This is a genomic window from Sphingobacterium sp. 40-24, from assembly GCF_001899705.1.
Taxonomy (GTDB): domain Bacteria; phylum Bacteroidota; class Bacteroidia; order Sphingobacteriales; family Sphingobacteriaceae; genus Sphingobacterium; species Sphingobacterium multivorum.
This window is the reverse complement of record NZ_MKWH01000055.1, coordinates 261666-286512: the sequence shown is the minus strand read 5'-3', so window position 1 is coordinate 286512 and position 24847 is coordinate 261666. Positions and strand designations below refer to the sequence as shown.

General features: G+C 38.1%; 30 protein-coding genes. 6 read left to right on the top strand and 24 right to left on the bottom strand.

Features of this window, described 5'->3' with window-relative positions:
* Window positions 1–292: 292 nt before the first annotated feature.
* The 3 genes from BGP15_RS20605 to BGP15_RS20595 form a co-directional block, all read right to left on the bottom strand.
* Window positions 293–1219, bottom strand: a complete 927-nt coding sequence (locus BGP15_RS20605; protein ID WP_286770649.1) for a DUF8428 domain-containing protein — start codon at window positions 1217–1219, stop codon at window positions 293–295.
* Window positions 1220–1318: 99 nt separating this feature from the next.
* Complete coding sequence (gmd, locus tag BGP15_RS20600; RefSeq protein WP_046674906.1) at window positions 1319–2470, bottom strand: GDP-mannose 4,6-dehydratase; 1152 nt, start codon at window positions 2468–2470, stop codon at window positions 1319–1321.
* A gap of 262 nt (window positions 2471–2732) precedes the next feature.
* Window positions 2733–3287 carry a lipocalin family protein gene (locus BGP15_RS20595; RefSeq protein WP_046674905.1) on the bottom strand — a complete coding sequence of 185 codons (555 nt, stop codon included), beginning with the start codon at window positions 3285–3287 and terminating at the stop codon, window positions 2733–2735.
* A gap of 54 nt (window positions 3288–3341) precedes the next feature.
* Between BGP15_RS20595 and BGP15_RS20590 the strand changes: the two genes are divergently transcribed.
* The 3 genes from BGP15_RS20590 (at window position 3342) to BGP15_RS20580 (ending at window position 5386) form a co-directional block, all read left to right on the top strand.
* On the top strand, window positions 3342–3674 hold the full coding sequence (locus BGP15_RS20590) for a hypothetical protein (RefSeq protein WP_046674904.1): 333 nt from the start codon (window positions 3342–3344) through the stop codon (window positions 3672–3674).
* Window positions 3675–3761: 87 nt separating this feature from the next.
* Window positions 3762–4676 (top strand): lysylphosphatidylglycerol synthase transmembrane domain-containing protein, encoded by a 915-nt coding sequence (locus BGP15_RS20585; protein WP_070570365.1) that lies wholly within the window; start codon window positions 3762–3764, stop codon window positions 4674–4676.
* Between the two features lie 2 nt (window positions 4677–4678).
* Window positions 4679–5386: an SDR family NAD(P)-dependent oxidoreductase gene (locus tag BGP15_RS20580; protein ID WP_286770648.1), complete on the top strand. Its 708-nt coding sequence runs from the start codon at window positions 4679–4681 to the stop codon at window positions 5384–5386.
* Between the two features lie 194 nt (window positions 5387–5580).
* Here the strand turns inward: BGP15_RS20580 and BGP15_RS20575 are convergent, their stop codons facing one another.
* Genes BGP15_RS20575 through BGP15_RS20560 form a run of 4 tightly spaced genes read right to left on the bottom strand, consistent with a single transcriptional unit; the run spans window position 5581 to window position 8377 of the window.
* Window positions 5581–6954, bottom strand: coding sequence for an alpha/beta hydrolase family protein (locus BGP15_RS20575; protein WP_286767593.1), 1374 nt, complete (start codon window positions 6952–6954; stop codon window positions 5581–5583).
* Between the two features lie 12 nt (window positions 6955–6966).
* A complete protein-coding gene (locus tag BGP15_RS20570; protein ID WP_070570371.1) occupies window positions 6967–7551 on the bottom strand; it encodes a hypothetical protein in 585 nt (194 codons plus the stop codon).
* Window positions 7541–8035 carry a hypothetical protein gene (locus BGP15_RS20565; RefSeq protein ID WP_139145106.1) on the bottom strand — a complete coding sequence of 165 codons (495 nt, stop codon included), beginning with the start codon at window positions 8033–8035 and terminating at the stop codon, window positions 7541–7543. Before BGP15_RS20565 ends, BGP15_RS20570 begins: the two co-directional genes overlap by 11 nt.
* Before the next feature lie 42 nt (window positions 8036–8077).
* The gene (locus BGP15_RS20560; RefSeq protein ID WP_286767594.1) at window positions 8078–8377 is read right to left on the bottom strand and encodes a DUF2089 family protein; all 300 of its coding nucleotides are present in this window, start codon (window positions 8375–8377) and stop codon (window positions 8078–8080) included.
* A 123-nt stretch (window positions 8378–8500) separates the two neighbouring features.
* Here BGP15_RS20560 and BGP15_RS20555 point away from each other — a divergent pair, with 123 nt between their 5' ends.
* Complete coding sequence (locus BGP15_RS20555; protein ID WP_046674899.1) at window positions 8501–9241, top strand: lysophospholipid acyltransferase family protein; 741 nt, start codon at window positions 8501–8503, stop codon at window positions 9239–9241.
* Between the two features lies 1 nt (window position 9242).
* Here the strand turns inward: BGP15_RS20555 and BGP15_RS20550 are convergent, their stop codons facing one another.
* Together BGP15_RS20550 and BGP15_RS20545 are read right to left on the bottom strand one after the other, a co-directional pair.
* Window positions 9243–10373 (bottom strand): glycosyltransferase family 2 protein, encoded by a 1131-nt coding sequence (locus BGP15_RS20550; protein ID WP_070570379.1) that lies wholly within the window; start codon window positions 10371–10373, stop codon window positions 9243–9245.
* A complete protein-coding gene (locus tag BGP15_RS20545; protein ID WP_286767596.1) occupies window positions 10357–11331 on the bottom strand; it encodes a lysylphosphatidylglycerol synthase domain-containing protein in 975 nt (324 codons plus the stop codon). Before BGP15_RS20545 ends, BGP15_RS20550 begins: the two co-directional genes overlap by 17 nt.
* Before the next feature lie 100 nt (window positions 11332–11431).
* On the opposite strand from BGP15_RS20545, the gene ruvC reads away from it, so the two are divergent.
* Window positions 11432–11998, top strand: a complete 567-nt coding sequence (ruvC, locus tag BGP15_RS20540; RefSeq protein ID WP_046674896.1) for a crossover junction endodeoxyribonuclease RuvC — start codon at window positions 11432–11434, stop codon at window positions 11996–11998.
* Here the strand turns inward: ruvC and BGP15_RS20535 are convergent, their stop codons facing one another.
* The gene (locus BGP15_RS20535) at window positions 11999–13045 is read right to left on the bottom strand and encodes a hypothetical protein (RefSeq protein WP_286770673.1); all 1047 of its coding nucleotides are present in this window, start codon (window positions 13043–13045) and stop codon (window positions 11999–12001) included. It abuts the gene before it with no gap.
* A gap of 388 nt (window positions 13046–13433) precedes the next feature.
* Here BGP15_RS20535 and BGP15_RS20530 point away from each other — a divergent pair, with 388 nt between their 5' ends.
* Window positions 13434–13907 (top strand): Lrp/AsnC ligand binding domain-containing protein, encoded by a 474-nt coding sequence (locus tag BGP15_RS20530; RefSeq protein WP_046674894.1) that lies wholly within the window; start codon window positions 13434–13436, stop codon window positions 13905–13907.
* A 35-nt stretch (window positions 13908–13942) separates the two neighbouring features.
* On the opposite strand, the gene BGP15_RS20525 is transcribed toward BGP15_RS20530, so the two are convergent.
* The 14 genes from BGP15_RS20525 to secY all read right to left on the bottom strand — a co-directional run bounded on the left by BGP15_RS20525 (window position 13943) and on the right by secY (window position 24846).
* Window positions 13943–15007 (bottom strand): M20 family metallo-hydrolase, encoded by a 1065-nt coding sequence (locus BGP15_RS20525; RefSeq protein ID WP_286770647.1) that lies wholly within the window; start codon window positions 15005–15007, stop codon window positions 13943–13945.
* The gene (gene proC / locus BGP15_RS20520) at window positions 14997–15803 is read right to left on the bottom strand and encodes a pyrroline-5-carboxylate reductase (protein ID WP_286754814.1); all 807 of its coding nucleotides are present in this window, start codon (window positions 15801–15803) and stop codon (window positions 14997–14999) included. The genes BGP15_RS20525 and proC overlap by 11 nt, the downstream gene beginning before the upstream one ends.
* A gap of 27 nt (window positions 15804–15830) precedes the next feature.
* The gene (argB, locus tag BGP15_RS20515; protein WP_115047047.1) at window positions 15831–16628 is read right to left on the bottom strand and encodes an acetylglutamate kinase; all 798 of its coding nucleotides are present in this window, start codon (window positions 16626–16628) and stop codon (window positions 15831–15833) included.
* Window positions 16629–16679: 51 nt separating this feature from the next.
* Window positions 16680–17642, bottom strand: a complete 963-nt coding sequence (locus BGP15_RS20510) for a Rossmann-fold NAD(P)-binding domain-containing protein (protein ID WP_286770646.1) — start codon at window positions 17640–17642, stop codon at window positions 16680–16682.
* A gap of 138 nt (window positions 17643–17780) precedes the next feature.
* A complete protein-coding gene (locus BGP15_RS20505; RefSeq protein WP_115047043.1) occupies window positions 17781–18926 on the bottom strand; it encodes an aspartate aminotransferase family protein in 1146 nt (381 codons plus the stop codon).
* Between the two features lie 157 nt (window positions 18927–19083).
* The gene (rplQ, locus tag BGP15_RS20500; RefSeq protein WP_070570394.1) at window positions 19084–19587 is read right to left on the bottom strand and encodes a 50S ribosomal protein L17; all 504 of its coding nucleotides are present in this window, start codon (window positions 19585–19587) and stop codon (window positions 19084–19086) included.
* A 108-nt stretch (window positions 19588–19695) separates the two neighbouring features.
* Window positions 19696–20688 (bottom strand): DNA-directed RNA polymerase subunit alpha, encoded by a 993-nt coding sequence (locus tag BGP15_RS20495; RefSeq protein ID WP_046674887.1) that lies wholly within the window; start codon window positions 20686–20688, stop codon window positions 19696–19698.
* A 96-nt stretch (window positions 20689–20784) separates the two neighbouring features.
* Complete coding sequence (gene rpsD / locus BGP15_RS20490; RefSeq protein ID WP_046674886.1) at window positions 20785–21393, bottom strand: 30S ribosomal protein S4; 609 nt, start codon at window positions 21391–21393, stop codon at window positions 20785–20787.
* A gap of 60 nt (window positions 21394–21453) precedes the next feature.
* On the bottom strand, window positions 21454–21843 hold the full coding sequence (rpsK, locus tag BGP15_RS20485; protein WP_046674885.1) for a 30S ribosomal protein S11: 390 nt from the start codon (window positions 21841–21843) through the stop codon (window positions 21454–21456).
* A 10-nt stretch (window positions 21844–21853) separates the two neighbouring features.
* Window positions 21854–22231 (bottom strand): 30S ribosomal protein S13, encoded by a 378-nt coding sequence (gene rpsM / locus BGP15_RS20480; protein ID WP_112373918.1) that lies wholly within the window; start codon window positions 22229–22231, stop codon window positions 21854–21856.
* A gap of 30 nt (window positions 22232–22261) precedes the next feature.
* Complete coding sequence (gene ykgO, locus BGP15_RS20475; protein WP_013665024.1) at window positions 22262–22378, bottom strand: type B 50S ribosomal protein L36; 117 nt, start codon at window positions 22376–22378, stop codon at window positions 22262–22264.
* A 45-nt stretch (window positions 22379–22423) separates the two neighbouring features.
* A complete protein-coding gene (infA, locus tag BGP15_RS20470) occupies window positions 22424–22642 on the bottom strand; it encodes a translation initiation factor IF-1 (protein ID WP_002997456.1) in 219 nt (72 codons plus the stop codon).
* A gap of 74 nt (window positions 22643–22716) precedes the next feature.
* A complete protein-coding gene (gene map / locus BGP15_RS20465) occupies window positions 22717–23499 on the bottom strand; it encodes a type I methionyl aminopeptidase (protein ID WP_046674883.1) in 783 nt (260 codons plus the stop codon).
* 9 nt (window positions 23500–23508) lie between these two features.
* Entirely contained in the window at window positions 23509–24846 is a 1338-nt protein-coding gene (gene secY / locus BGP15_RS20460) for a preprotein translocase subunit SecY (protein ID WP_046674882.1), read from the bottom strand.
* Between the last annotated feature and the right edge of the window lies 1 nt (window position 24847).

Genomic DNA, 24847 nt, shown 5'->3' with positions numbered 1-24847 from the left:
ACATCCAAGAAAGCGGACAGGATACTGCACCCAAAGCATCTAAATAATAAGATGAGCCGTTCCAAGTACATAAATAAGAGGCTACCACATTCAAGTAATGTAAATAAAACTAGGGCGTTCAGTTAGGCTCCTTATATCTCAAACATTGATTACATAAAACTGGACGATAAATGGGAATAGTCCTATTCTTACGACGTTCCAAGGATCAGTCTAACACAAACAGCGTACTATTAAACAAAAAAGCTCTTTGCATTTATGCAAAGAGCTTTTTTGTTTAATAGTACATTTATTTTTAACGTAACACAACCGTAGATCGTCCCATGATTGCATTATCTTCATATAGCAAAACCGTATAGGCCCCTTTTGAGAACCCCTCTTCTGCTGCCCAATAGACGATATAATCTTCACCTTTGTTGGTAAATAAAATATTGTGTTTAAAGGTATATTGCAATTTCTCTCCATGTACATAGAAAATATTATCACCTTGCACGACCAGATTTCCCTGTGGATCGATAATTCTGACATATATATCACGTTCTCCACTTTTAGCTAACGGATTATCAGCAACGGTAAAGTTGATTTTTAACTTATCGATTTTTTTAGCACGTTCTTCTACCACTTCCTTTCCATTCTTTTTGACTTCAAGTCCATTTATACTGATACTTGAAACCTTCAATGCTGAAGCAGTTGCAACTTTCTCTTTCAGGTCCGAATTTGATGTAACTAAAGAAGTAATTTGTTTTTCTTTTTCAACTACAGATTCGCTCAAATTGGAGTTTTGCTTCGATAAAATTTGATTTTCCTGAATCAGCCGTTGCACATTTACACGATAAGTATCCACCTGCTTCTTAAGCTGATTGATCTTGTGCTGTGCATCATCAATATCTTTTGGAGTAATACTTTTATTTTCAAGCTTTTTACGAAGTACTGCGATCTCCGCCCTAGAATCATACTTCTGCACAGTCATCTCTGGCGTCAATTGGACATTTTCTACATCAATTTTATCCAATTCAGCTTCAATACGATCGATTTGTACCTGCAGATTTTCTTTTTCTACTGTAAGTGTATAGACCTTTTCACCATTGGTCTTAAACTTGACATAAAAATATATGTTTGTTGCAAGTAATGCTGCTATCGCAATGATAAAGAAGTAAATCTTCGAAGAATCTTTCTTCTTTTCTTCTTCTTTCTTACTCGAAACAACTTCTGAATTTATCATAATATACTGTCATTTTCATAGGTATAAATCTATAAATTTATACTATTGAATGTTTAAACAAAAATTATTCCAGTTTTATTTTTTTTTACCAATTATGAATTATTCAAAATAATTCAAGGTTTCAAATCCGCCTTGTTTTAAGTATTCTTCCTTTCTCATCAGATGAAGATCGGATTGTACCATGTCTGTTACCAACATCTGAAGATCATATTTTGGCGTCCATCCAAGTTTTGTATTTGCTTTTGTCGGATCACCAATAAGTAAATCGACTTCAGTTGGTCTATAATATGCCGGATCAACTTTGACAACAGTCTGACCGAATTTAATCAGCGACTTATCAATATTTAACTGAGCTAAGCGTTCCTCGTCAATATCGATAATTACCCCCTTCTCCTGCTCTCCCTTGCCACTGAACTCAATTTCAATTCCCAATTCTGCAAAAGCCATGCGAACAAAATCCCTAACAGTTGTTGTCACACCTGTAGCAATCACAAAATCTTCTGCGGTTTCTTGTTGTAGAATCAACCACATTGCTTCTACATAATCTTTGGCATGCCCCCAGTCACGTTGTGCGGACAGATTACCAAGATATAATTTATCTTGCAGCCCTAGCGCGATTTTTGCCACAGCCCTGGTAATTTTACGTGTCACAAAAGTTTCTCCTCTTACAGGGCTCTCGTGATTAAATAAAATACCATTACAGGCATACATCTTATAAGCTTCACGGTAATTTACAGTAATCCAATAACCGTACATTTTTGCTACAGCATACGGACTTCGTGGATAAAAGGGTGTTGTTTCACTTTGTGGAACCGCTTGCACCAATCCATACAATTCGGAAGTGGAAGCCTGATAAATACGGGTTTTTTCGATCATTCCCAATAATCTGACCGCCTCAAGAATCCGCAATGTACCGATACCATCTGCATTAGCAGTATATTCTGGCGTATCAAAACTAACCTTTACGTGAGATTGTGCCGCAAGATTGTAAATCTCGTCAGGCTGTGTTTCTTGTATAATACGAATCAAATTGGTTGAATCCGTCAAATCACCAAAATGCAATGTGAAATTTCGATTGTCGAGATGAGGATCTTGATAAAGATGGTCAATACGATCAGTATTGAATAAAGAGCTGCGGCGTTTTAAACCGTGTACTTTGTATCCTTTCTTCAATAGGAATTCTGCTAGATAGGCACCATCTTGTCCTGTTATACCTGTTATTAAAGCAGTTTTCGTGTTTTGTTCAGCCATGTTTCTCTCTAGATTAAGCAATACCTGACGAAATCGTTAGATATTTATCCCATATCCATACATACAATTAGTTTATCCGCGATTAATTTAGCTACGCACAAGATTATCATTCAATACTTGCCGGTCACCGTATTCGTAAACTCATCCGTCTACAGTGCAAATAAATCATAATGAATTGGGAGTGTAAAAGTATTAAATTTTAAACAAAAAAAGCCATAGGAATTCCTATAGCTTTCTGTTATTCTTTTTTTATCGTTTACGTTTAGTTTGAGCGCGTAAAGTTAAAAACTAGATAGGCTTCTCCATTCGCAACAGTCAATGGCATACGCATAACTAATTTATTCCCATCAGAATAAGATAAATCTAAGCGGTAACCTGTTGTGACATTTTTCGCCTTATCGCCCGCATAAATCTTTTTAAATTGAAACTGAGGTTCTCCTAAGCCTTTTCCAGGGTTATAGATAGACCAAAAAATCTCACGTGATGCTCCTGGAGCACATAAAGTTCCTTGCGCATTAAATGTAATTGATCCTTTCCCATTTCCAATAAAATTCCATGTACTACCTACGAAACATTCTGCCGGAGCCTCTTCAAATACACTTTTGATCGTGAATGAAGAAGGTAAATTCTCTCTATCGATTGTATTCAATGTCCACGTTCCTTTTACCGCGGATTTCCAATCCGAAGCGCTAGGACCAGAAGCTGCACTCGTATTGGAAGAAGGATTTCCAGTTGATGTACCTTGCTTTTGTGCTCCACAAGAAAATAAGGTCACCGTAGCAAAAACAGTTGCTAATGATAAAACGAATCGATTCATATGTATAAATTTTAATTTCAAATTGTATTTTTGGGGTAAATTAATCCACAAATCATGAAGATTACAGCCAAAAATCATACCATAAGCAAAATAATCGCAAAAACGCTGTTAAGGTTATTTATCATTTTATTGGCCTTTGCTTCTTATCCGCTTTTTTTAGGACAGGAAGCAAAAAGCAAATTGAATCAAATCAGCCTTGCTTTTACGAACAAGATAGCACTCATAGCTCCTATCTTGTTATTTTGCTTCATCATTGGATTAATGATCGCTGTGCTCAAGCACAAATATAACAGAATTGACCTAAATTGGCTATTTTCTCTTGCTACTATCTTTGGTATTTTATATTTGATATTATTGTATTCAAGAATTTACCCAACGATTGCTTAAGCCCAATTGCACAATTCGCCAAAGTTTCTAACTTTGGATTCTCCAAAACGCTAATTACAGCCGAACAAGATTGGATGTATAATTTATATGGATAAAAAAAAGGGGCTCAAAATAGCCAAAAATATAGCAAAGATTGTCGTTACTGTAGGAGCCTTATACTGGGTATTTAGCAAGGTATCGCTAAAGGATCTGAAAGAAGCCGTCATCAACTCCAATCCTCTCTATCTATTCTTTGCTTTAGTTGCTTATAGTATCTCAATTTTTATTTCTTCTTCGCGGTTATTGACTTTTTTAAAGGCAATCGGTTTAGATGTTACGGAAAAATATAATTTAAAACTGTATCAACTTGGCCTATTTTACAACCTCATTTTACCAGGCGGTGTTGGCGGAGATGGTTATAAAATATTCTTCCTCAGGAAACGATTCAATATTAAAGGACGAAAATTATTTACGGCCTTATTTTTAGATAGATTAAGTGGATTATGGGCACTGTGCCTCATCATTGCAGCGCTAGTTACTTATATGCCACAACTCGGAATTCCAAACTATCTGACCGTTATTCTATTTATAATAGGTAGCGTTCTCTATTACTTTATCGTAACCAAGTTCTTTAAAGAATACAAGGCTACATTTTTAATAGCCCATTTAAAAGCAATCGGTGTGCAATCCATGCAAGTTATTGCAGCAATTCTTATCCTTTATGCACTAGGATTTAGCGGCAAATTTTCTCCTTACCTATTTTTATTCCTTGCATCTTCTCTTGTTTCGATCATTCCGTTTTCAGTGGGTGGTTTAGGGATGCGTGAGCTTGTGATCATGTGGGGAGCGGGCATATTCCACGTCGACTCACACAATGCGGTTTTAATCACCTTGTTATTTTATATTATTTCCGCTCTCGTCGCGCTTTCAGGAATTTATTTTATCTTTCATCCCCAAGCAATTGGAGAGGACAAATTACCTTCCGCAGAAGAAGTTGAACAAAGTCAAAAACTAGAAGAATAAACATGGCAAATATTATTATTACAGGTGCAAGCAGTGGTGTTGGATTTGAAGCGGTGTTGGATTTGACCTCTAAAAAGGACAACAAAGTCATTGCTTTGGCTAGATCAGCAGACAAACTGAGAAAACTTCATGAAATTGCAGGTCAGCTCAACTATGATGGCGGCACCTTATACCCGGCTCAATTTGATATTGTCTACGATGACTATACTACACTTGTTCCCTTCATCCAATCAAAATTTGATAAGGTTGATATCTTGTTAAACAATGCTGGAGCACTCATCAATAAGCCATTTATGGAAACTGATGGAAAGGATTTTGCTGAAATGCTACAAACCAATGTAATGGGACATGTAAATATGATACAAAACGTTGTTCCCATGATGCCATCGGGCTCACATATTGTCAATATTGGCAGTATGGGGGGATTTCAGGGATCATTGAAGTTTCCCGGACTTTCGGCATATTCAACCAGCAAAGCCGCATTAGCAGTGCTTACAGAATGCTTAGCGGAGGAGTTTAAGGAAAAAGGAATCAAAGTGAACTGTCTAGCCTTAGGATCTGCTCAGACCGAAATGTTCGAGGCTGCTTTTCCGGGTGTTGAAGCGGGTACTTTAGCCTTTGAAATGGGACGCTATATTGCAGAGTTCGCTCAAAATGGACATCACTATTTCAATGGGAAAATACTTCCTGTAGCCAATACAACGCCTTAATTGGAAAGCCCTTCAAAAAAATATCCCTTAATCTAATATAGTCAGGTTGGTGTAATATAGTCAGGTTGGTGTAATATAGTCAGGTTGGTGTAATATAGTCAGGGCCATTTAATAGAACATTAAATGGCCCTGATCTTTTACCCCTATTTGATCCGGAAAGAAATACTAAAACTCGCGGCCTTCAGTTCATTAAATCAATTTGTCTTCAATTTAAGCCATTTCGTAAGGTCATCCATCAATTGTTCATTAAAACTCTCTGAGTTTTCAAAATATTCTTCGATTTTTCCAGTTTGCGCATGCTGAAAAAGGTGATTTAAATTGGGATAATCCTTAATGGTGACGTCAGTAGTCTTTAAGTGCAGGTGTTGGAGACAATAAATGTTTTCATTTGCAGGAACTTGGACGTCCTTTCCGCCAAATGAAGCAAAAACCGGTATTTTTAGCTGCTTCAGATAATAAGCCGGATCGATACGAAGAAACGTTCTAAACCAGGGGCTCATCATTGGACTTAGTTTAATTTTCATATCAGCAGTCAGGGGATTACCGTTATTTTGCTGAATAAGTTCTTTTTCCAACGATTCGGCCAATGCCTTTGGTGGCGCATCTTCCAATAGAATAGTATACAATCTTCGATTATTTGCTTTATTGGTCTGTAATGCTGCTTCAGATAATCCGCCCGCTTTTCCTAAAGCATAACTCTGTAAGATCAGTAAAGAATCTCCTTTGATCACAGGGCCAGACAAAAGTGCAATATACTTTACCTTACTGTTCTCGGATGCCACTATTTCGGCAATTAGGGCTCCCTCACTATGCCCGATCATTCCGATTTTATCCACATCTACTATAGCTTTTTTGCTGAGAAAATCAACTGCAGCATTGGCATCAGAGGCAAAATCAATTGTTGTCGCTAAATTCACTTCTCCTTTAGAGCCGCCTACCCCTCGATCATCGTAACGTAATACAGCAAAACCGTTTTTGGTAAGATGATCTGCAAGCACCTTAAATGGCCTGTGACCAAACACTTCAGAATCCCTATTCTGCTGACCGCTACCGTTGACCAACACCAATGCGGGGAATGGTCCACCATTTTTAGGATAAGTCAGAGAGCCCGTAAGAACTGCATTGCCGGCACTATTTTTAAACGAAACTTCCTCTTCCGCATAGCTATAAGGAGGAAAAACATCCTGCTTACGAGAAAGCCCACTCTGTTCATTCTCGCTTCGTACTAAAATCATAGCAGATTCAAAGGGGCCTTGTTTCATCACCCCTTTCATAACATCTTTATCCCGATCCAAAAAGCCCGCATACAGAAGACCTATATTCTTAACATCCATCCAAATGGAATCGTGTTGAATACGTATTTGATTGATTGGAAATTTCTGCGCTGTTTGCATTGGACTCTCAAAGGTACCATTCCACTTCCCTGCACTATCTTTTTGAATATTGAATACCAGTAGCAGCTTCTGCCCTGAAACCTCAACCTCGCCCTTCCATGAGCCATCAAATGTCTGCGCATGGGTACATGAAAAATGAAAACAAATGATAAATAGGTATAAAATTTTTCTCATTGTCGTTTTTTACTAGAAATTAAACTGTATGCATAAATCCAATATAAAATATAATGCCACAAATACCATACTGATTCCAATCTTCTTATTATTAACGGCTACATTCATACCCTTAACCAATAAATAGAACTGATAGCATAGCAATAACAAACTGATGATTCCAAACATGCCAAACAAGAGCATCTCCGTTTTATCAACTCCAACCAATGTATGATCGTCGCTTTGCACTGCCTTTAAGACTTCATCCGTAAATTTGTCCTGGTTTAACAATTTCCCTAAAAATAAGGCAAGATAGAGCGGAAATGGTATAATCAGAACGACATTTATGACATCGATGATTCTGGTCTTTCTGTTCAATAACATCCCAGTACCGTAAAGAAGTGTAAAAGGAGCCAAAACCATACAGGCATGAACGCCCAATACAGCCCATATCGAAATCACCCTATCCGGTTGATAGAAATGCATAAAACCATTGAACTGCTGGCCCGATAAATAAATAACATAGCTTGATAACAAAAATCCGATAACACCAGCAAAGAATAACTTCCACTCTGGGAATTCCGCAAATGGATTCTGAAAAATCTGTTTAACTTTCATTTTTTAAGAATTGAGATAAGTTCAGCTGTTCAATCGCAGCCGGATTTTGGGTTCCAATAAGTAATATCTTACCAGTTTCCAATGTAAGTTGCAACCCCATATTACCACGAGCTGAAAAAGCCAGACCTCTCACCCCCCTCCTCAATCCCCATCCACCAAACTCACCGATCGGGTTATAGTTTCGTACCTGAATAGCACGGATATCTGCCCAAAGCGTCCTTTTACGATAGAAATTAAATGGGAAAAAATAGACTTCAATTCCATCTTCACGAATAATAGTTTTTAATCGTAGTATGCCAAATAACCCCCACAATACCAAATTGATCCAAAATCCTGGTAATTGAAATAATGGAACAAAATCCAACTGCAAGATATCATGCCAGTGCACAGAAAAACTGGCTACACTGACCGTTAAAAGGATCAAACATAATAACCAGCTAAAAAAAGATTGGCTTTCGGTAAAAAGCGTATTATTTTTCATCATGACATCATTCTTTGTTCATCAATCATTCGATTTCCCTCGCCACTAAATATTTCTATTTCTGCCAACACTATTTTTATTCATAAGAGCTTTCACTTTTTGAATCAGATCATCCAGGATATTACGAACTGTCGGATAGGATTTTCCCATTTGGTTTGCCATTTCCTTTAAACTTCCTGAGTGTATCAAAAAATTCAGAACAAATTCTTGCTCCTCAACAGTAAGTTGCATTAACACGGGTAATGAAAACTTTCCAACAACTTCGGTTTCACAGGAGTCACACACCAATTTAGCGACTTTTAACTTCGCTTCACAACAAGGGCAATCAATCGGTATTTTTTTCATTAAATAATAACTATATTAATATTATTAAATATAACATTAATAATATTAAAACAAAACACTATAAAATCAATATTTTTTAAAAACCACTGCTTAATGATATATTTGTATCATTAAATAACATTTATGAAGAAGTTTTTAGGCTATTTCCTATCTATAATATTTTGGTTTTGTTTTGGTTTATCCTTGATTATCTTCCACCCTATACAGTGGTTATGTTTAAAGCTGGGTGGATATAATGCACACAAAAAGAGTGTGGATATATTAAATGCCTGTCTCGTTGCCTGCTATTACACCCTATTCAATCGGGTGACGTTTATCGACAATAAAAATATTCCAACAGGGCAACCCATAGTCTTTGTAGCCAATCACCAAAGCACCTTTGATATTCCGCCAATGATCTATTTTTTACGCAGGTTTCATGGAAAATTTATTTCTAAAATTGAACTTGCCAGCGGTATACCTAGCATCTCTTTTAACTTAAAACATGGTGGTGCCGCAAATATAGATCGCAATGACCCCAAACAGTCTATTGCTGAGATATTGAAGCTTGCCAATAATATGAAAACCAAAAACTGGTCCGCGTTTATTTTTCCAGAGGGAACAAGATCGAAAACCGGAAAAATGAAGGCCTTTCATGTTGGCGGAATTGCCACATTACTAAAGAAGAATCCGAACGCACTCGTTGTTCCTATCGCCATCACAGGATCATATGAAATGGTACAATATGGGATGTATCCATTAACCCCATTTCTTCATATGACCTGGGAGGTTCTAAATCCTTTGGATACGGAGGGCAAGAATATTGAAGAGATCGTTAAATTAGCTGAGGAAGCTATAAAACTAAAGGTCGAAAAATTGCAGTAAGCTACTTGACCTGCCTTCCTTTCCAGTCATACTTCCCAACATTACCCAATATGCCGATATAAGCTAGATAAAGGATATGAGCCAGGCTTAATAAAGGAAGATACCATAAGAGTTCATTTCTGCTTGCGAACCTGGTTAAAGGTTGAATAAAAAGAAATTCGACAGTCATCTTCAATAACAACGCGAACAGTACTACCCAAGCAACAAATTTCACACCACAGAGCGCAAGAACTGCAGCAACCAATATCAATAAGTTGAAAAACCAAATGGAAATCCCCAATGCGATGACACCTTTATTTTTATATTTGGTACTTTTTGAAGCCCAGCGTCTACGCTGACTAATGAATGATTTCAAATCTGGTTTTGCATCTGTATAAACAACGGCATCTTGTGATTTACAAAAGATTATACGATCGGGATATTGTTCTGCTACCTTATGTAAAAAAAGTTCATCATCTCCGGATGCAAGCTCATCAATCCCTTTAAATCCGCCCATTTGTTTAAAAATATCCTTTCGATAGGCCAAATTCGCTCCATTACAGGTCGTTGGTTTTTTATTACCAATACCTGCAGCGCCCAAACCTATCAAATACAAAAATTCCAGGGTCTGCAGTCGTTCAAAAAAACTCTTTTCTTCTGAATACACTACTGGAGAAGATTGTAGATAGGCACCTTCTTTCTCAAATGAACTGATAACTGTCTTTAGCCAGTTCGACCCCATGCGGCAGTCAGCATCTGTAGTGATAATAATTTCGCCATGACAGCAATCTATCGCTCTTGAAATTGCTAATTTCTTGTAGGAATTCAAACGGCCATTTTCGTTCAATTGAATCAGCTTGACACCTTTTTCTTCATATTCTTTCACAATCAAAGACGTACTATCGTCCGAATGGTCATCGATAATAATTAACTCCAGGAGCTCTCTAGGATAATTTTGCCCTAGTATCGATTCAATGGTGCGCCTAATATTTAACTCCTCATTCCGCGCTGCGATAATGACAGATACAGTCATTGTTGGCCTAACAGTATTGTTAGGCTCCGAAAGCAAGAACCAGCCTCTGCGCATCCATAAAACTAGAATTACGTATACGCAGGCAAAAATGATCAATAAATAGTTAAGAATTTGTATCACCGAAAAAATTTATCTTAAAAACAAAAATAGAACCAAATATAGCTGGAAGAATCAAATTGACGAACCAAATACAGGAAACAATAGCCATTACAGCAATTTCCTGTGTGGTAATATAACTATATAGATTGCTTGCAACGAAACTTCTAACACTGAAATCAAAAATATCCAATGTAGGTAGCGCTGCCTGCACAAAAAATAGGATAAAAATCATCAGAACCATGGATAAAAGCGGTAACTCAGGTAGCGTTAGCTTCATCAAGATGATATACTGAGAAGTAAAAATGACAAATCGCGCCAAAGAATTTAAAAGAACAATACGGAGCTCGCGCATTGAATAGTGTTCCAATACTTCAAAGAAAGGCTTAATCCGTTTCAAAAACTTAATTTTGCCGACCAATAAATCGATCCATTTTACATTGAAATATAAGATGACAAATCCTCCGGCATAAATAATTGCAAGTAGCCATACACCAAATTGTACGGTTAAAGGAGTTGAGAGAAATTTACAGATAAACCAAGCGATACTTAATGATCCCGCAACGCTTGTGAGCACCAATTGTGCAAATAATCCAACGCCCATCGCCACGGCTCCTTTTGCCCGATGTTGAGGCTGTAAAAAAAGAACGCGTCCACCATACTCTCCAATCCTATTGGGAGTAAAAATAGCCCAGGTAAGTCCGCAAAAAACGGATTGGAAGGCCTGCCAAAATGAAATACGTTCCAGTTTAGAGGCAAGATACTGCCATTTAACGACTTCAAGCAACCAATTTACAAGCATTAACACCACGATCAAAAACAGGGTCCAAACAACAGAATGTTGTTCTAAACCTGCTACTAGGGTTTTAAACTTCGCAATATTACTTTTATCAGATACTTTCACGGCAATATACCAGGTCGCCAGGGCGAAAACCAGCATCTTCAATAAAAGACTGATGTATTTTTTTTGTCTTCCAGTCAACTTTCGATAATTAGAGAGCAATGTTACTAAATTTTAGCCAAATGATTAAGTTTTGTCGAATGCAATCCGCGAATAAAACGCAAAATTTGTAATATTGTATATGCAGAAGGAAAAGGCGAAAGAAAGAATAATTTTAGGGATCGACCCCGGTACCGTTGTACTGGGATATGGCATCATCAAAGAAGTTGGCAATAACATATCCTTGATCTCAATGGGGGTCATCAAAATGGGACATTTAGACGATCATGCTCTAAAACTACAACGTATTTTCAAAAAAACTTCGGCTTTAATGCAGGAATATAATCCCGACTGCGTAGCCCTTGAATCACCATTTTATGGCAAAAACATACAGGTCATGCTCAAACTAGGGCGAGCTCAAGGTGTTGCTATGGCGGCGGCGCTGGCGCAAGATATTCCGATCTTTGAATATTCTCCAAGAAAGATAAAACAATCCGTTACAGGAAATGGAAATGCGACAAAGGAGCAGGTTTCCGCTATGCTAAAAAATCTATTAAAATTTGAGGAAACACCACAATTTTTAGATGCCACCGACGGATTGGCAATTGCTGTCTGCCACTCGTTTCAGAAAAATGCAGTATCAGGCAACAGTAAGTCGTACACGGGATGGTCCGCCTTTATCAAAGATAACAAGGATCGAATCAAGTAATCACATTTGCACCTGACGAATCACATTCTTCACATTCAATTCCACAATATCCGTCATCGTTTTACACTTGAGGTAGGAGTTGTTCTGATAAAATTCAGCATAGCCCTCACGTAACTGTTTGATATTCTCCTGGGTCGAGAGCACCTGCGTTTGCGAGGCATCCCTCAGATCAGCGATCCGATGTCTTTCGCTTCGAACTCTATGCACAATAGAGGAACGCTCCTCTTGTTGGTATTGCAGTACTGTTTTTTCATTGAGATGTTCCATCGCCAGTTTGACATAGGGAAGATTCTCCTTAAAAAATTGCGGCATATATACCTTCGGATTTCCTTCATAAAACTGCTGGTCAAAATCTATTGCCCGAATTCGAAACTGGAAATCATCAAAATCTGGTGTAATCTGCATCACGAAATTGTATGCCCGCATATCCCCCAACAACGTAATAATACATCGCTCATTAAACTTGACAAATTCTTTGGAAATCCGGGTCAGATTATAATCAGGCGAGAACATACGTGTTTTCGAAAAAGTGTCTCCCGGAATTCCAACAATATGTTCCTCAACCAAGGTATCATGGCCTACCATATAATTCACCTGATTGGGCGACAATATTTCTTCCAACTCCAGTCCATATATTCTTGATGCATCGGCCTGCTTGATGTAAAAATAATCATACACATCATTTAAACGGTTCACGATACGAATACGAAAGGGTTTCGTATTGCCAAAGCCGCAGTACTCGACACGATCAATATATTTATGCTGGACGATTCGCGTATTACCTGATGCTTTCAATTTAGCATAAATCACCTTCAACCCGTCATATAATTGGTCAATGAGATATTGTGGATACAGTGGAGTCTCCCAAAAAGTATCGTTGCCAAATTTATCCATAACAGGTACTGTCTCCGTAAAATTCAGTAGATCCTTATATCCTATAGGCAATTTTTCATCTCGCTGATACAGCTTAAGGTATTTATGAAGTCCTTCCCCTACTTCAAAAATCGGCTTCTTTTTCGAAATCTTTACATCTTGAACTTCTTCCATCGCTATTCCGTATTTGATTTTTCGTTTATTCAAACATCACACGGTTGGCTACATTTTTAACCTAACAACCGCTAAATACGAACTGATTAGATTGTTAATAGGCCAACTGCATTTCCTACTTCTTAAAAAGGCAATACTAAATTAATTTATCATAATCCTGATATCAAACATGAAAACAATCACTTAACCTATAATAAGATCACCATGAAACAATTATAATCACTTTCAATCAAAAACATATAACATTATCAATATGAATAAGTATTTTTTATTAAATTTACATCTATAAACCGAAAATTCTTAGTAATTTTGAAATAAATTTAATTATTTTAGCTATTGGTCCGATTTTGATGCAACGGCCAATTAATGAACACAAAAACCATTGTTAATGGAAAATCAATATGCAAACTATGATCTAGACAATTTGGATATCCAAATCTTGTCTATTCTAATGAACGATGCCTCTATTCCTTATACAGAAATAGCAAAAAAGCTAATTGTATCAGGTGGTACAATTCACGTTAGAATGAAGAAGATGGAAGAATTAGGTATCATTAGAGGGTCAAATCTAATTATCAATCCTCAAAAAGTCGGATTTGATATCACGGCCTTTTTGGGTATCTATCTTGAAAAAGGTTCACAATATGCAGATGCGGTAGATAAATTGAAAGAAATCAAAGAAGTGGTCGAATTACATTATTGTACTGGCCAATACAGTATTTTTGCAAAAATCATCTGTAGAGATACAGTTCACCTCAGAAAAGTATTGAATGAAGATATTCAATCCGTACCTGGGATTCAACGTACCGAGACGATCATCTCTCTCGAAGAGAGTATCAAACGTCAAATCAGCTTAGTCTAGTATAAAAAAAGCTTCCATAAAAATGGAAGCTTTTTTTATACTATCTGTTCTAACATTTCGATATAGAGATCGATCCCTGCTCTAATTTCATCGATATAGATAAACTCATCCGCCATATGCGACCTTGCGCTATCACCAGGTCCCAACTTCAGAGAAGGGACAGGAATAAGAGCCTGATCGCTCATCGTCGGCGATCCATAGACGGCACGCCCCAGTGTAACACCTGCTTTGACAATTGGATGCGTTTCAGGAATGGAAGAAGACTTCAGACGCGTTGATCTCGCTGTGACCTCTGATTTGACATGAGACTTGATAATATCCAACGTCTCTTCATTCGAATAAGCATCTGTGGTTCTGACATCGACAACAAAGTTACAAGTAGCCGGTACCACATTATGTTGTGATCCCGCCTGAATTACTGTCACCGACATCTTAATCGGGCCTAAGGTTGACGAAGTCCTTTCAAACGTATAATTTTGAAACCATTCAATATCCCTAATCGCTTTGTAGATTGCATTATCGCCCTCATTACGTGCGGCATGTCCAGCTGTCCCTAATGCTGTACAATCCAACACCATCAGTCCCTTTTCTGCAATTGCCAAATCCAATAAGGTAGGTTCACCCACAATTGCAAAATCAATTGAACCGATATCATCCAAAACAGATTCTACACCGTTCTTACCTGAGATCTCTTCTTCGGCACTAGCGACAAGACAGAAGTTATACTTCAAGTCCGTCTGCTGGTAAAAATACAAAAATGTAGCTATCAATGATACCAAACAGCCTCCGGCATCGTTGCTCCCCAATCCGTACAATTTACCTTCCTCTACAGTCGCCGCCAAAGGATCTCTTGTATAACCTGTATTTGGTTTTACTGTATCGTGATGGGAGTTGAGTAATATCGTAGGTCTGGTGCTATCATAATGAGCGTTATATACCCAGACATTATTGCCTTTTCGATGTGTTTTGATATCACGCTCCTGAAAGAAGCGAACAATTAAATCCGCTGTGAACTCTTCCTCTTTACTTAAAGACGATAGTCCAATTAATTGTTTTAAAAGGGCCAGAGCATCTTCAAATAAGCCCTGCTTATCCTTCATGGTATAGTCCTCCTGCTTTATCCGCAGATAGTTTAATTCCTTTTATAAAAGCAGAACTAAAACCATTATGTTCCATTTCGTTCAATCCCGCTATTGTACAGCCCTTCGGTGATGTTACCTTATCAATCTCTCCTTCTGGATGAGCATTGGTGTGCAATAACAAATCAGCAGCGCCTTTTGCAGTTTGAACCGCCATCTTTAATGCATCATGCGCATGAAATCCGATTTCAACTCCACCTTGTGAAGCAGCACGGATCGCACGTAGGAAAAATGCAATACCGCAAGCACACAATGCCGTCGCCGATGTCATTAGGTCCTCATTAATAACAACGACTGAACCAACAGTTTCAAACATTTTCTCAACCTCCTTCAAACTGTCGTCTGAAGCATTGTCGCTGGCGATACACGTCATTGATTGCGCTATTGCAATTGCCGTATTAGGCATTGCTCGTATCACTGTGGCATCTGCCCCCAACTCTGCTTTTAAATCGGCACAAGAAACTCCCGACACAATAGAGACAAAAATCTGATTGGTCTTTTCAATTACAGGAGCCACTTCCACCAATACCTTTTTTAGTTGTTGAGGTAGGATTGCGAAAACAACAATATCAGCCCCCTTTACAGCGAGTTTATTATCATTACTTATTGAGAAGCCTTGGCGCGCTTCTTCGGCCAGTGCATTCAAATTTCTCCTCGTCAAGGTAATATCGGCAGCATGGGCAAATTCACTTTTTACAAGTCCTTTTGCCAAAGAAAGACCGATATTACCGCTTCCGATAATGGTGACCTTTTTCATAGCGATCGTTGGGTTTAGGTTAGATTTTTATTTTAATGTCAAGCAAGTGCCAAATTGTCCTTGTTGAAACAAATGCAAATTATTAGCATTTCCAATATAGACCTCTTGAACACCTTTATTTATAGCATTGAATGCATTTTGCAACTTAGGGATCATCCCGTCGTTCACTACGCCGGATTCCTTAAGATGTTCAAACTCTTCTGACTTAATCGTTGGGATTACCGAATTCTCATCTGTTACATCCCGTAAAACGCCGTTCTTCTCGAAACAATAAACCAAAGAAGTTTCATATAATGAAGCCAAAGACACCGCCAATGAAGAAGCTATTGTATCCGCGTTGGTATTGAGCAATTGTCCAAGGCCATTATGTGTAATAGCTGAAAACACAGGAACAAAACCCGCTTCCAAAAACTTTTTGATGGCCAAGGTATTTACAGAGTCATGTAACAAATCACCTACAAAACCATAATCGATATCTTTTACAGGACGCTTTATCGCTTTAATGACATCCCCATCAGCTCCGGTTAATCCGACAGCATCACATTTCAAATTTTGCAACTTCGCAACGATTGTCTTGTTTGTCAATCCGGCGTATACCATTGTTACAACGCGTAACATTTCCTCATTTGTCACACGCCGCCCTTCTACCATTTGGGCTTCGATGCCCAGTTCACTAGCCAAACGAGTTGCAATTTTACCTCCACCATGTACAAGAATCTTTTTCCCTGATAATGCGGAGAACTTTTCTAAAAAAGAATCCAATTGGCGTTCATCATCAATAATATTCCCGCCAATTTTAATAATATTTAATACACTATTAGCCATTACGCAACTTTTCCCAATAAAAATAGTTTTTCAAAAATCAATAGGATTGTACTATACCAAATCCTCTAACATACGTTTCAAAACAACCTGAGCAGCCCAAACACGGTTGCTGGCCTCTTTAATCACGAGTGAGTTTGGCCCATCCAAAATTTCTGAAGATAATTCGAGATCTCTTCGTACTGGCAAGCAATGCATAACTTTGGCATCATTTGTCAGCTTCAGCTTCTTATTATCCATCATCCAATCTTCATCAACACCATATACCTCGCCATATTCCTGATAAGAAGACCAGTTTTTCACATAGACAAAATCAGCATTCTTTAAACTTTCTTCAAGATCATTAGATATGGTTGCACCGGCTGTAAATTCTTCACTTAACTCATAGCCCATAGGTTGAGCTATCGTAAAATCAACCAATCCCTCTTCTTGCGCTTTACACATCCATTCTGCAAAAGAATTAGGTACCGCTTGAGGTAATGCCTTAACATGCGGAGCCCAAGCCAAAACCACTTTTGGTTTCTCGGTCTTTTTATACTCAGTGATGGTAATCATATCCGTCAAACTCTGTAGCGGATGCCGCGTTGCACTTTCTAAGGAAACAACAGGAACACCACAGTATTTAATGAATTTGTTGAATAAGTCTTCACTATAATCCTCTTCGCGATCTTTCAATTTTGGAAAGGAACGAAGTCCCAAAATATCACAATACTCGCCCATAACAGCAGCGGCTTCACGAATATGTTCAACAGTTGTCCCGTTCATCACAACACCATCCTGTGTTTCAAGAGCCCAACCATCTTTATCCATATTCATAACCATCACATTCATGCCCAAATTCATCGCCGCTTTTTGTGTGCTCAAACGTGTACGTAAACTGGGATTCAAAAATACAAGTCCCAGCGTTTTGTGTTGACCAAGATCCTGATTGTCATATGGTGCAGCTTTCAAATTTAACGCTTCTTGAACAACGTCCGCTACACTGGAAACATCCTTAACAGAGAAAAACTTTTTCATCTATATCTATTTATTCGAGTGCATCTTCAACGGCAATAAATAAGCGCGTCACACTCAGTATATATTTTAACTAATACAGTGCAATCAAATTTCCACAAGCTGAAACAGCCATTGGCCAATTTGACAGCATTTAGGGGTTTACGCAACAGTTACGGCCTTTACATGCTCCTTTAATGCAGATAAAAACTGATCCGCATGCTCTTTCGTCATATTCAGGGCAGGTAATAAGCGAATCACAAATGGCTTAGCCTCTCCCGTAAAGATACGGTTCTTTAACAAGAGATCCTTCTTCACATGACCCAACGATGCTGGAAGTTCGATACCGATCATTAATCCCCTACCTCTAACTTCAATAATTTCCTCTATTTGCTTCAATTCATTGATAAGATAGGTGCCGACTTGTGCAGCATTTTCCATAAGCTGATCTTGTTGGATGACCTCCAAAACAGCCAAAGCTGCCGCGCATGCAAGATGATTCCCCCCGAAGGTAGTACCCAAACTGCCGTAAGTAGCTTTAAATTTGGGCGATATACTTATTGCTCCGATTGGAAACCCATTGCCCATACCTTTTGCCATGGTATAAATATCAGCTTCGACGCCGGAATAATCCTGGGCGTAGAATAAGCCCGTCCTGCCGTAGCCACATTGTACTTCGTCTGCAATGAAAACTGCATTATATTGATCACAAAGAGACCGAATCAAACGAAGAAAAGAAACTGAAGCCTCCCGAATACCGCCAACTCCCTGAATACTCTCTACAATAACGGATGAAATTTCCTCACCATAAGATGCGAAAGCGCTGGTTAAAGCCTCTTCATCATTAAAAGGAAGAAAAACAATATTGTCCGTCTCGTTTACAGGAGCCACGATACTCGGATTGTCTGTTGCAGCAACAGCTAACGATGTGCGTCCATGAAATGCTTTTGAAAATGCAATAACCTTCTTTCTTTTGTTATAAAAAGAAGCTAATTTCAATGCATTTTCATTCGCTTCTGCGCCCGAATTACAAAGAAATAAATCATAATCAACCTTTCCCGACACTTCCCCCAACAATCGGGCAAGTTCACGCTGAATTGGAATTTCAACAGAATTAGAATAGAACGCAATGCGGTTCAATTGCTCTGTTATACGTTGTACATAATGTGGGTGCGTGTGTCCGATCGATATCACAGCGTGGCCACCATACAAGTCCAAGTAAGCATTTCCTTCGGCATCCCACACCGTTGATCCATTAGCTTTTACTATGTTAATGGGATTAATGGGATAAACATCAAATGGTTTCATCTTAATGAATTATAGATTGATAAACGAAATAGCTTGTAATAGAAAAAGCTATCAGATTTTAGCAATACAAATATATTAGTTATAACGGTAGGAATGGTCATAAAATAAAAAAAGTCCTCTTAAAAAGAGGACTTTTTTATGTTAGATCAGCAGAATACTATTCTCCGTCTACTTTTTCTTCACCTTCTACTTCGGCTTTAACTTCTGCAGGAGCTTCAGTTTCGGCAGTAGCAGCTTTTTTAGCACCACCACGACGACGAGTCGCTTTTTTCTCAGCAGCAGCAGCTTTTTTACCGTAGATTTCGTTGTAATCAACTAGTTCGATGAAAGCCATTTCTGCGTTATCACCTAAACGGTTTTCCATTTTGATGATACGTGTGTAACCACCTGGACGGTTAGCTACTTTTTCAGAAATTTCGCGGAATAAGATAGAAACTGCGTCTTTATCTTTCAAATAAGCGAATACTGTACGACGAGAGTGTGTTGTGTCGTTTTTAGATTTAGTAATCAAAGGCTCAACATACGTACGTAACGCTTTAGCTTTAGCCAAAGTAGTTGTAATACGTTTGTGTAGGATTAATGATGTCGCCATGTTAGCCAACATTGCTTTTCTATGGCTATCCGTACGGCCTAAGTGATTTACTTTTTTTCCGTGTCTCATTTTGATTTTATTATACTAACCGTACCGTTTTTGTATAGTTCAAATAGGTGAAAATCACCTATTCAGACAGCCAAAAGGAATTACGACTAGTGGTCGCTTAATAAATTATTATTCTTCGTCTAATTTGTATTTCGCCAAGTTCATTCCGAATGATAAACCTTTTGATTTAACCAATTCTTGGATTTCACTTAACGATTTTTTACCGAAGTTTCTGAATTTCAACATATCAGCCACGTCATAAGTTACTAACTCAGCCAATGTGCGAATATCTGCAGCTTTCAAACAGTTCAATGCACGAACTGAAAGATCAAGATCTACTAATTCTGTTTTCAGAATCTTACGCATATGTAAGATTTCTTCATCAACAACTTTAGTTTCTTCTTTCGTTTGAGACTCAAGAAGCATATTCTCATCAGAGAATAGAATAAAGTGTTGAATTAAGATCTTAGCAGCTTCTTTCAAAGCTTCTTCGGGGTGAATTGAGCCATCAGTAGAGATATCCAACAACAATTTCTCGTAGTCAGTTTTTTGCTCTACACGGTAATTCTCAATGGTATATTTAACATTCTTGATCGGAGTAAAGATCGAATCGATTGCGATAACACCTACTGGAGCATCCACAACTTTATTCTCATCAGCATTTACGTATCCACGACCTTTGGCAATACTCAATTCCAATTCAATTGTCACTGAATTATCCATGTTACAGATTACCATGTCTGGGTTCAAGACCGTAAAGTTATTAGAGAATTTTGTGATATCACCAGCTAAGAATTGTTCTTGACCATTGATTACTACAAATACCTTTTCGTTGTCGCCAATCTCACCTGTTTTTTTGAAACGAATTTGTTTCAAGTTCAAGATAATTTCAGTTACGTCTTCAACAACACCTTTGATCGTTGAAAATTCGTGCGAAACGCCAGAAAACCTTATCGACGTAATTGCATATCCTTCTAAAGAGGACAATAGAATACGGCGCAAAGCATTACCAATGGTTACACCAAAACCAGGCTCCAATGGACGAAATTCAAACGTACCATCAAAATCCGTAGATTTTTGCATGATAACTTTATCCGGTCTTTGAAATGCTAAAATTGCCATTTATTTTCTTTTAATGTTTTATTTGTAATAATAATTGTAATACAATAGAAGATGCATACCCCAAAAATTGGACTATGCATTCTTCTATTTTATTTATTATTTAGAGTATAACTCAACGATTAAGTTCTCTTTAATGTTTTCAGGAATGTCAGCTCTTTCTGGATAGCTTAAGAAAGTACCTGTCAATTCTTTCGCATTCCACTCTAACCAAGAAAATTTATTTACAGTACGACCTGCAACTGAATTTGTGATGGCTTCAAGTGTTTGAGAACGTTCACGAACTGCTACAACGTCACCTGGACGCAAGCTATATGATGGAATGTTAACAACTTCGCCGTTAACAGTAACGTGTTTGTGGGATACCAACTGACGAGCAGCGGCACGAGAAGTAGCGATACCTAAACGGTAAACTACGTTATCCAAGCGAGCTTCTAACAATTTCAAGAAGATCTCACCTGTAATACCTTGTTTAGAGGCAGCTTTAACAAATAAGTTTGAGAACTGACGCTCCAATACACCGTAAGTGTATTTTGCTTTTTGTTTTTCCAACAACTGAATAGCATATTCAGATTGTTTACCTCTGCGTTTAGAAGCTCCATGTTGTCCAGGAGGGTAATTTTTCTTTTCTAACGCTTTATCTGGGCCGAAGATCGGCTCTCTAAATTTACGGGCAATTTTGGACTTAGGTCCTGTATATCTAGCCATTTTCTTTTACAATTAAAGTATCTATCAGCCTATAGCCGATGAATCTTATCTTTAAATTAATTAAACTCTTCTGCGTTTTGGAGGACGACAACCGTTGTGAGGAAGTGGAGTGATATCTTTGATAGTAGTCACATCGATTCCTACTGTTTGCAATGTTCTGATTGCCGATTCACGACCAGCACCAGGTCCTTTAACAAACACTTCAACTTTACGTAAACCTAAGTCGTGAGCAACTTTTCCACAGTCTTGTGCAGCTTGACCAGCAGCGTATGGAGTGTTCTTTTTAGAACCACGGAAACCCATTTTACCAGCACTAGACCAAGAAATAGTTTGACCTTGATTATTTGTCAAAGTTACAATGATATTGTTAAACGTTGCGTTAATGTGAGCCTGACCTACAGGTTCGATAACAACGATACGCTTTTTTGCAGCTTTTTTAGTTTTAGCCATTTCTTATTTATTATTTAGTAGCTTTTTTCTTGTTTGCAACTGTCTTACGTTTACCTTTACGAGTACGTGAGTTGTTTTTAGTACGTTGACCACGAACTGGTAAGTGTTTACGGTGACGCAATCCACGGTAACAACCGATATCCATTAAACGTTTGATGTTTAATTGAATTTCAGAACGCAATGCACCTTCAACTTTCAATTCGTCGTTAATGATGGTACGAATTGCTGCCAATTGATCATCATTCCACTCTTGTACCTTCACATCTTCGCTGATACCAGCTTTTTCCAAGATATATTCAGCTCTTGTACGACCGATACCAAAAATATAGGTAAGGCCGATCACACCTCTTTTGTTTTTAGGTAAATCAATACCTGCTATCCTTGCCATATAATATTAAGCTATTATTTTTTTAATGAATTAACCCTGACGTTGTTTAAACTTTGGGTTCTTTTTGTTGATTACAAAAACTTTACCTTTACGACGGATGATCTTACAGTCCGCGCTACGTTTTTTTATTGATGCTCTTACTTTCATGATATTTATTTTTTCAAAAGCTTGCACTAATACAAGGGCTTACGGCTATTTATAGCGATAAGTAATCCTTCCTTTAGTCAAATCATACGGAGACATTTCCAATTTAACTTTATCACCAGGTAAAATTTTGATATAGTGCATGCGCATTTTACCAGAAATATGGGCAATGATTTCATGTCCATTTTCCAACTCTACCCTAAACATAGCATTAGAAAGTGCCTCTCTAATTATACCGTCTTGTTCTATTGAGGCTTGTTTAGCCATATATTCTCGATTAAATTTAATTTAAAAGCCTGCGAACAGGAGTGCAAAGATAAATAAAAATAATTGAAAACCAACTACTTTTTGTTCAAAACTTTCTCTACATGTTCGAATGTCAGCAACACATCTGGTTCTCCTTTTCGGATTGCAACCATCTGTTCGAAGTGCGCCGATAATTTCCCATCCACTGTACTTACTGTCCAACCATCATCCCAAAAACGAACACCCGCACGCCCTGCATTGATCATCGGTTCGATACAAATAACCAAACCTTCTTCCAATTTAGGACCAGCACCTCGTTTTCCATAATTGGGAACCTCAGGTTTTTCATGTAAGTGATAACCAACTCCGTGTCCAACCAGTTCACGAACAATTCCGAATCCGAATTTGCTCACATACTCCTGAACAGCTGAAGAAATATCCCCAACACGTTTACCAGCCACCGCCTGTTCAACACCTTTGTACAATGATTCCTTTGTTACATCCAGTAACAACTGTGCTTCTTCAGATATTTCACCTACACCAAAGGTGTATGCTGAATCACTGATAAAACCATTCAGATTGACACCACCATCGACCGAAACAAGATCTCCATCTTTAATTTCATAATCACTTGGAAAGCCGTGTACAATTTGATCGTTGACAGATATACACAAAGAATATGGAAATCCCTGATAATTTAAGAACGCAGGCGTTCCGCCGTTATCATGAATATACTCATAAGCTAATTTATCAAGAGATATAGTCTTTACCCCAGGCTTAATCACTTTTGCGATTTCACCAAGCAATTGCGAAAGCACATCTGCTGACTTTCGCAATTGCTCTATATCTTCTGCTGACTTATAAAATACTTTAGACATCTAAAGAAATTAAATTGCCGAATGATCCATTCCCTCAACAGACGCGGCCGAACGACCTTTAATACGACCTGTTTTCATTAATCCATCGTAATGACGCATCAATAAATGAGATTCGATCTGTTGCAAAGTATCCAACACCACACCTACTAAAATCAATAATGACGTACCACCGTAGAAGTGCGCAAATTGATTGTTAATACCAAACAAACTTGCAATAGCAGGTAGAATAGCAATGATCGCTAAGAAAATTGCACCTGGAAATGTAATATTTGATATTACGCGGTCTATAAAATTACTAGTTTCCAATCCCGGTTTAATACCTGGTACAAAACCTCCGTTCTTCTTCATGTCGTCCGACATCTGTTGTGGGTTCACCATAATCGCTGTATAGAAAAACGTAAATGCGATAATTAACACCGCAAATGTCACGTTGTATGCAACAGAAGTATAGTTACTCAACGAAGTCAAAAATTCCGACTGAAGATTTGGGAAGAACTGTCCTAAACTCATTGGCACAAACATGATTGCCTGCGCAAAAATGATAGGCATTACACCTGCAGCATTTACCTTTAACGGTATATACTGACGTACTCCACCGACTTGCTTGTTTCCAACGATTTTCTTCGCGTATTGTACAGGGATCTTACGAACACCTTGTACGATCAAGATCGTAAAGATCACAACAAAGAACAAAGCTACAAATTCAAGCAACAATGGAATTGGACCACCACCACCTTTCGCCATTCTAGAAACCCATTCCGCAGTGATACCACTTGGCAATTGAGCGATAATACCAGTCATGATGATCAAAGAAATACCATTACCGATACCTTTATCCGTAATTTTCTCTCCTAACCACATCACAAATAAAGTACCGCCTGTCAAAACTATAGCAGTCAGAATAGTGAATAATGGGTCAGCTATTGTCTTAGCACTTGGCTCGATTTGAGTACGTACATAAGCAAAAGCTTGAAGCAAAGTAATCCCTAAAGTTAAATAGCGAGTAATTTGATTCATTTTTTGACGACCACTTTCCCCTTCCTTCTGCATCTTTTGGAAGTAAGGAACCGCGATGCCCAGCAATTGAACAACAATGGATGCCGAGATATATGGCATTACCCCTAAAGCAAAGATAGCCGAACGAGAGAATGATCCCCCCGCAAACATATCCAGTAAGCCCAATAAACCCTCTTTTTGACCAGAAGCCAAAGCATGAGGATTTACACCTGGTAATACCACGTGACATCCAATACGGTAAATCAAAAGAAAAAGTAAGGTATTTAGAATACGCGTACGTAAATCATCGATTTTCCAAATATTGGTTAAGGTTGTGATTAGTTTCTTCATT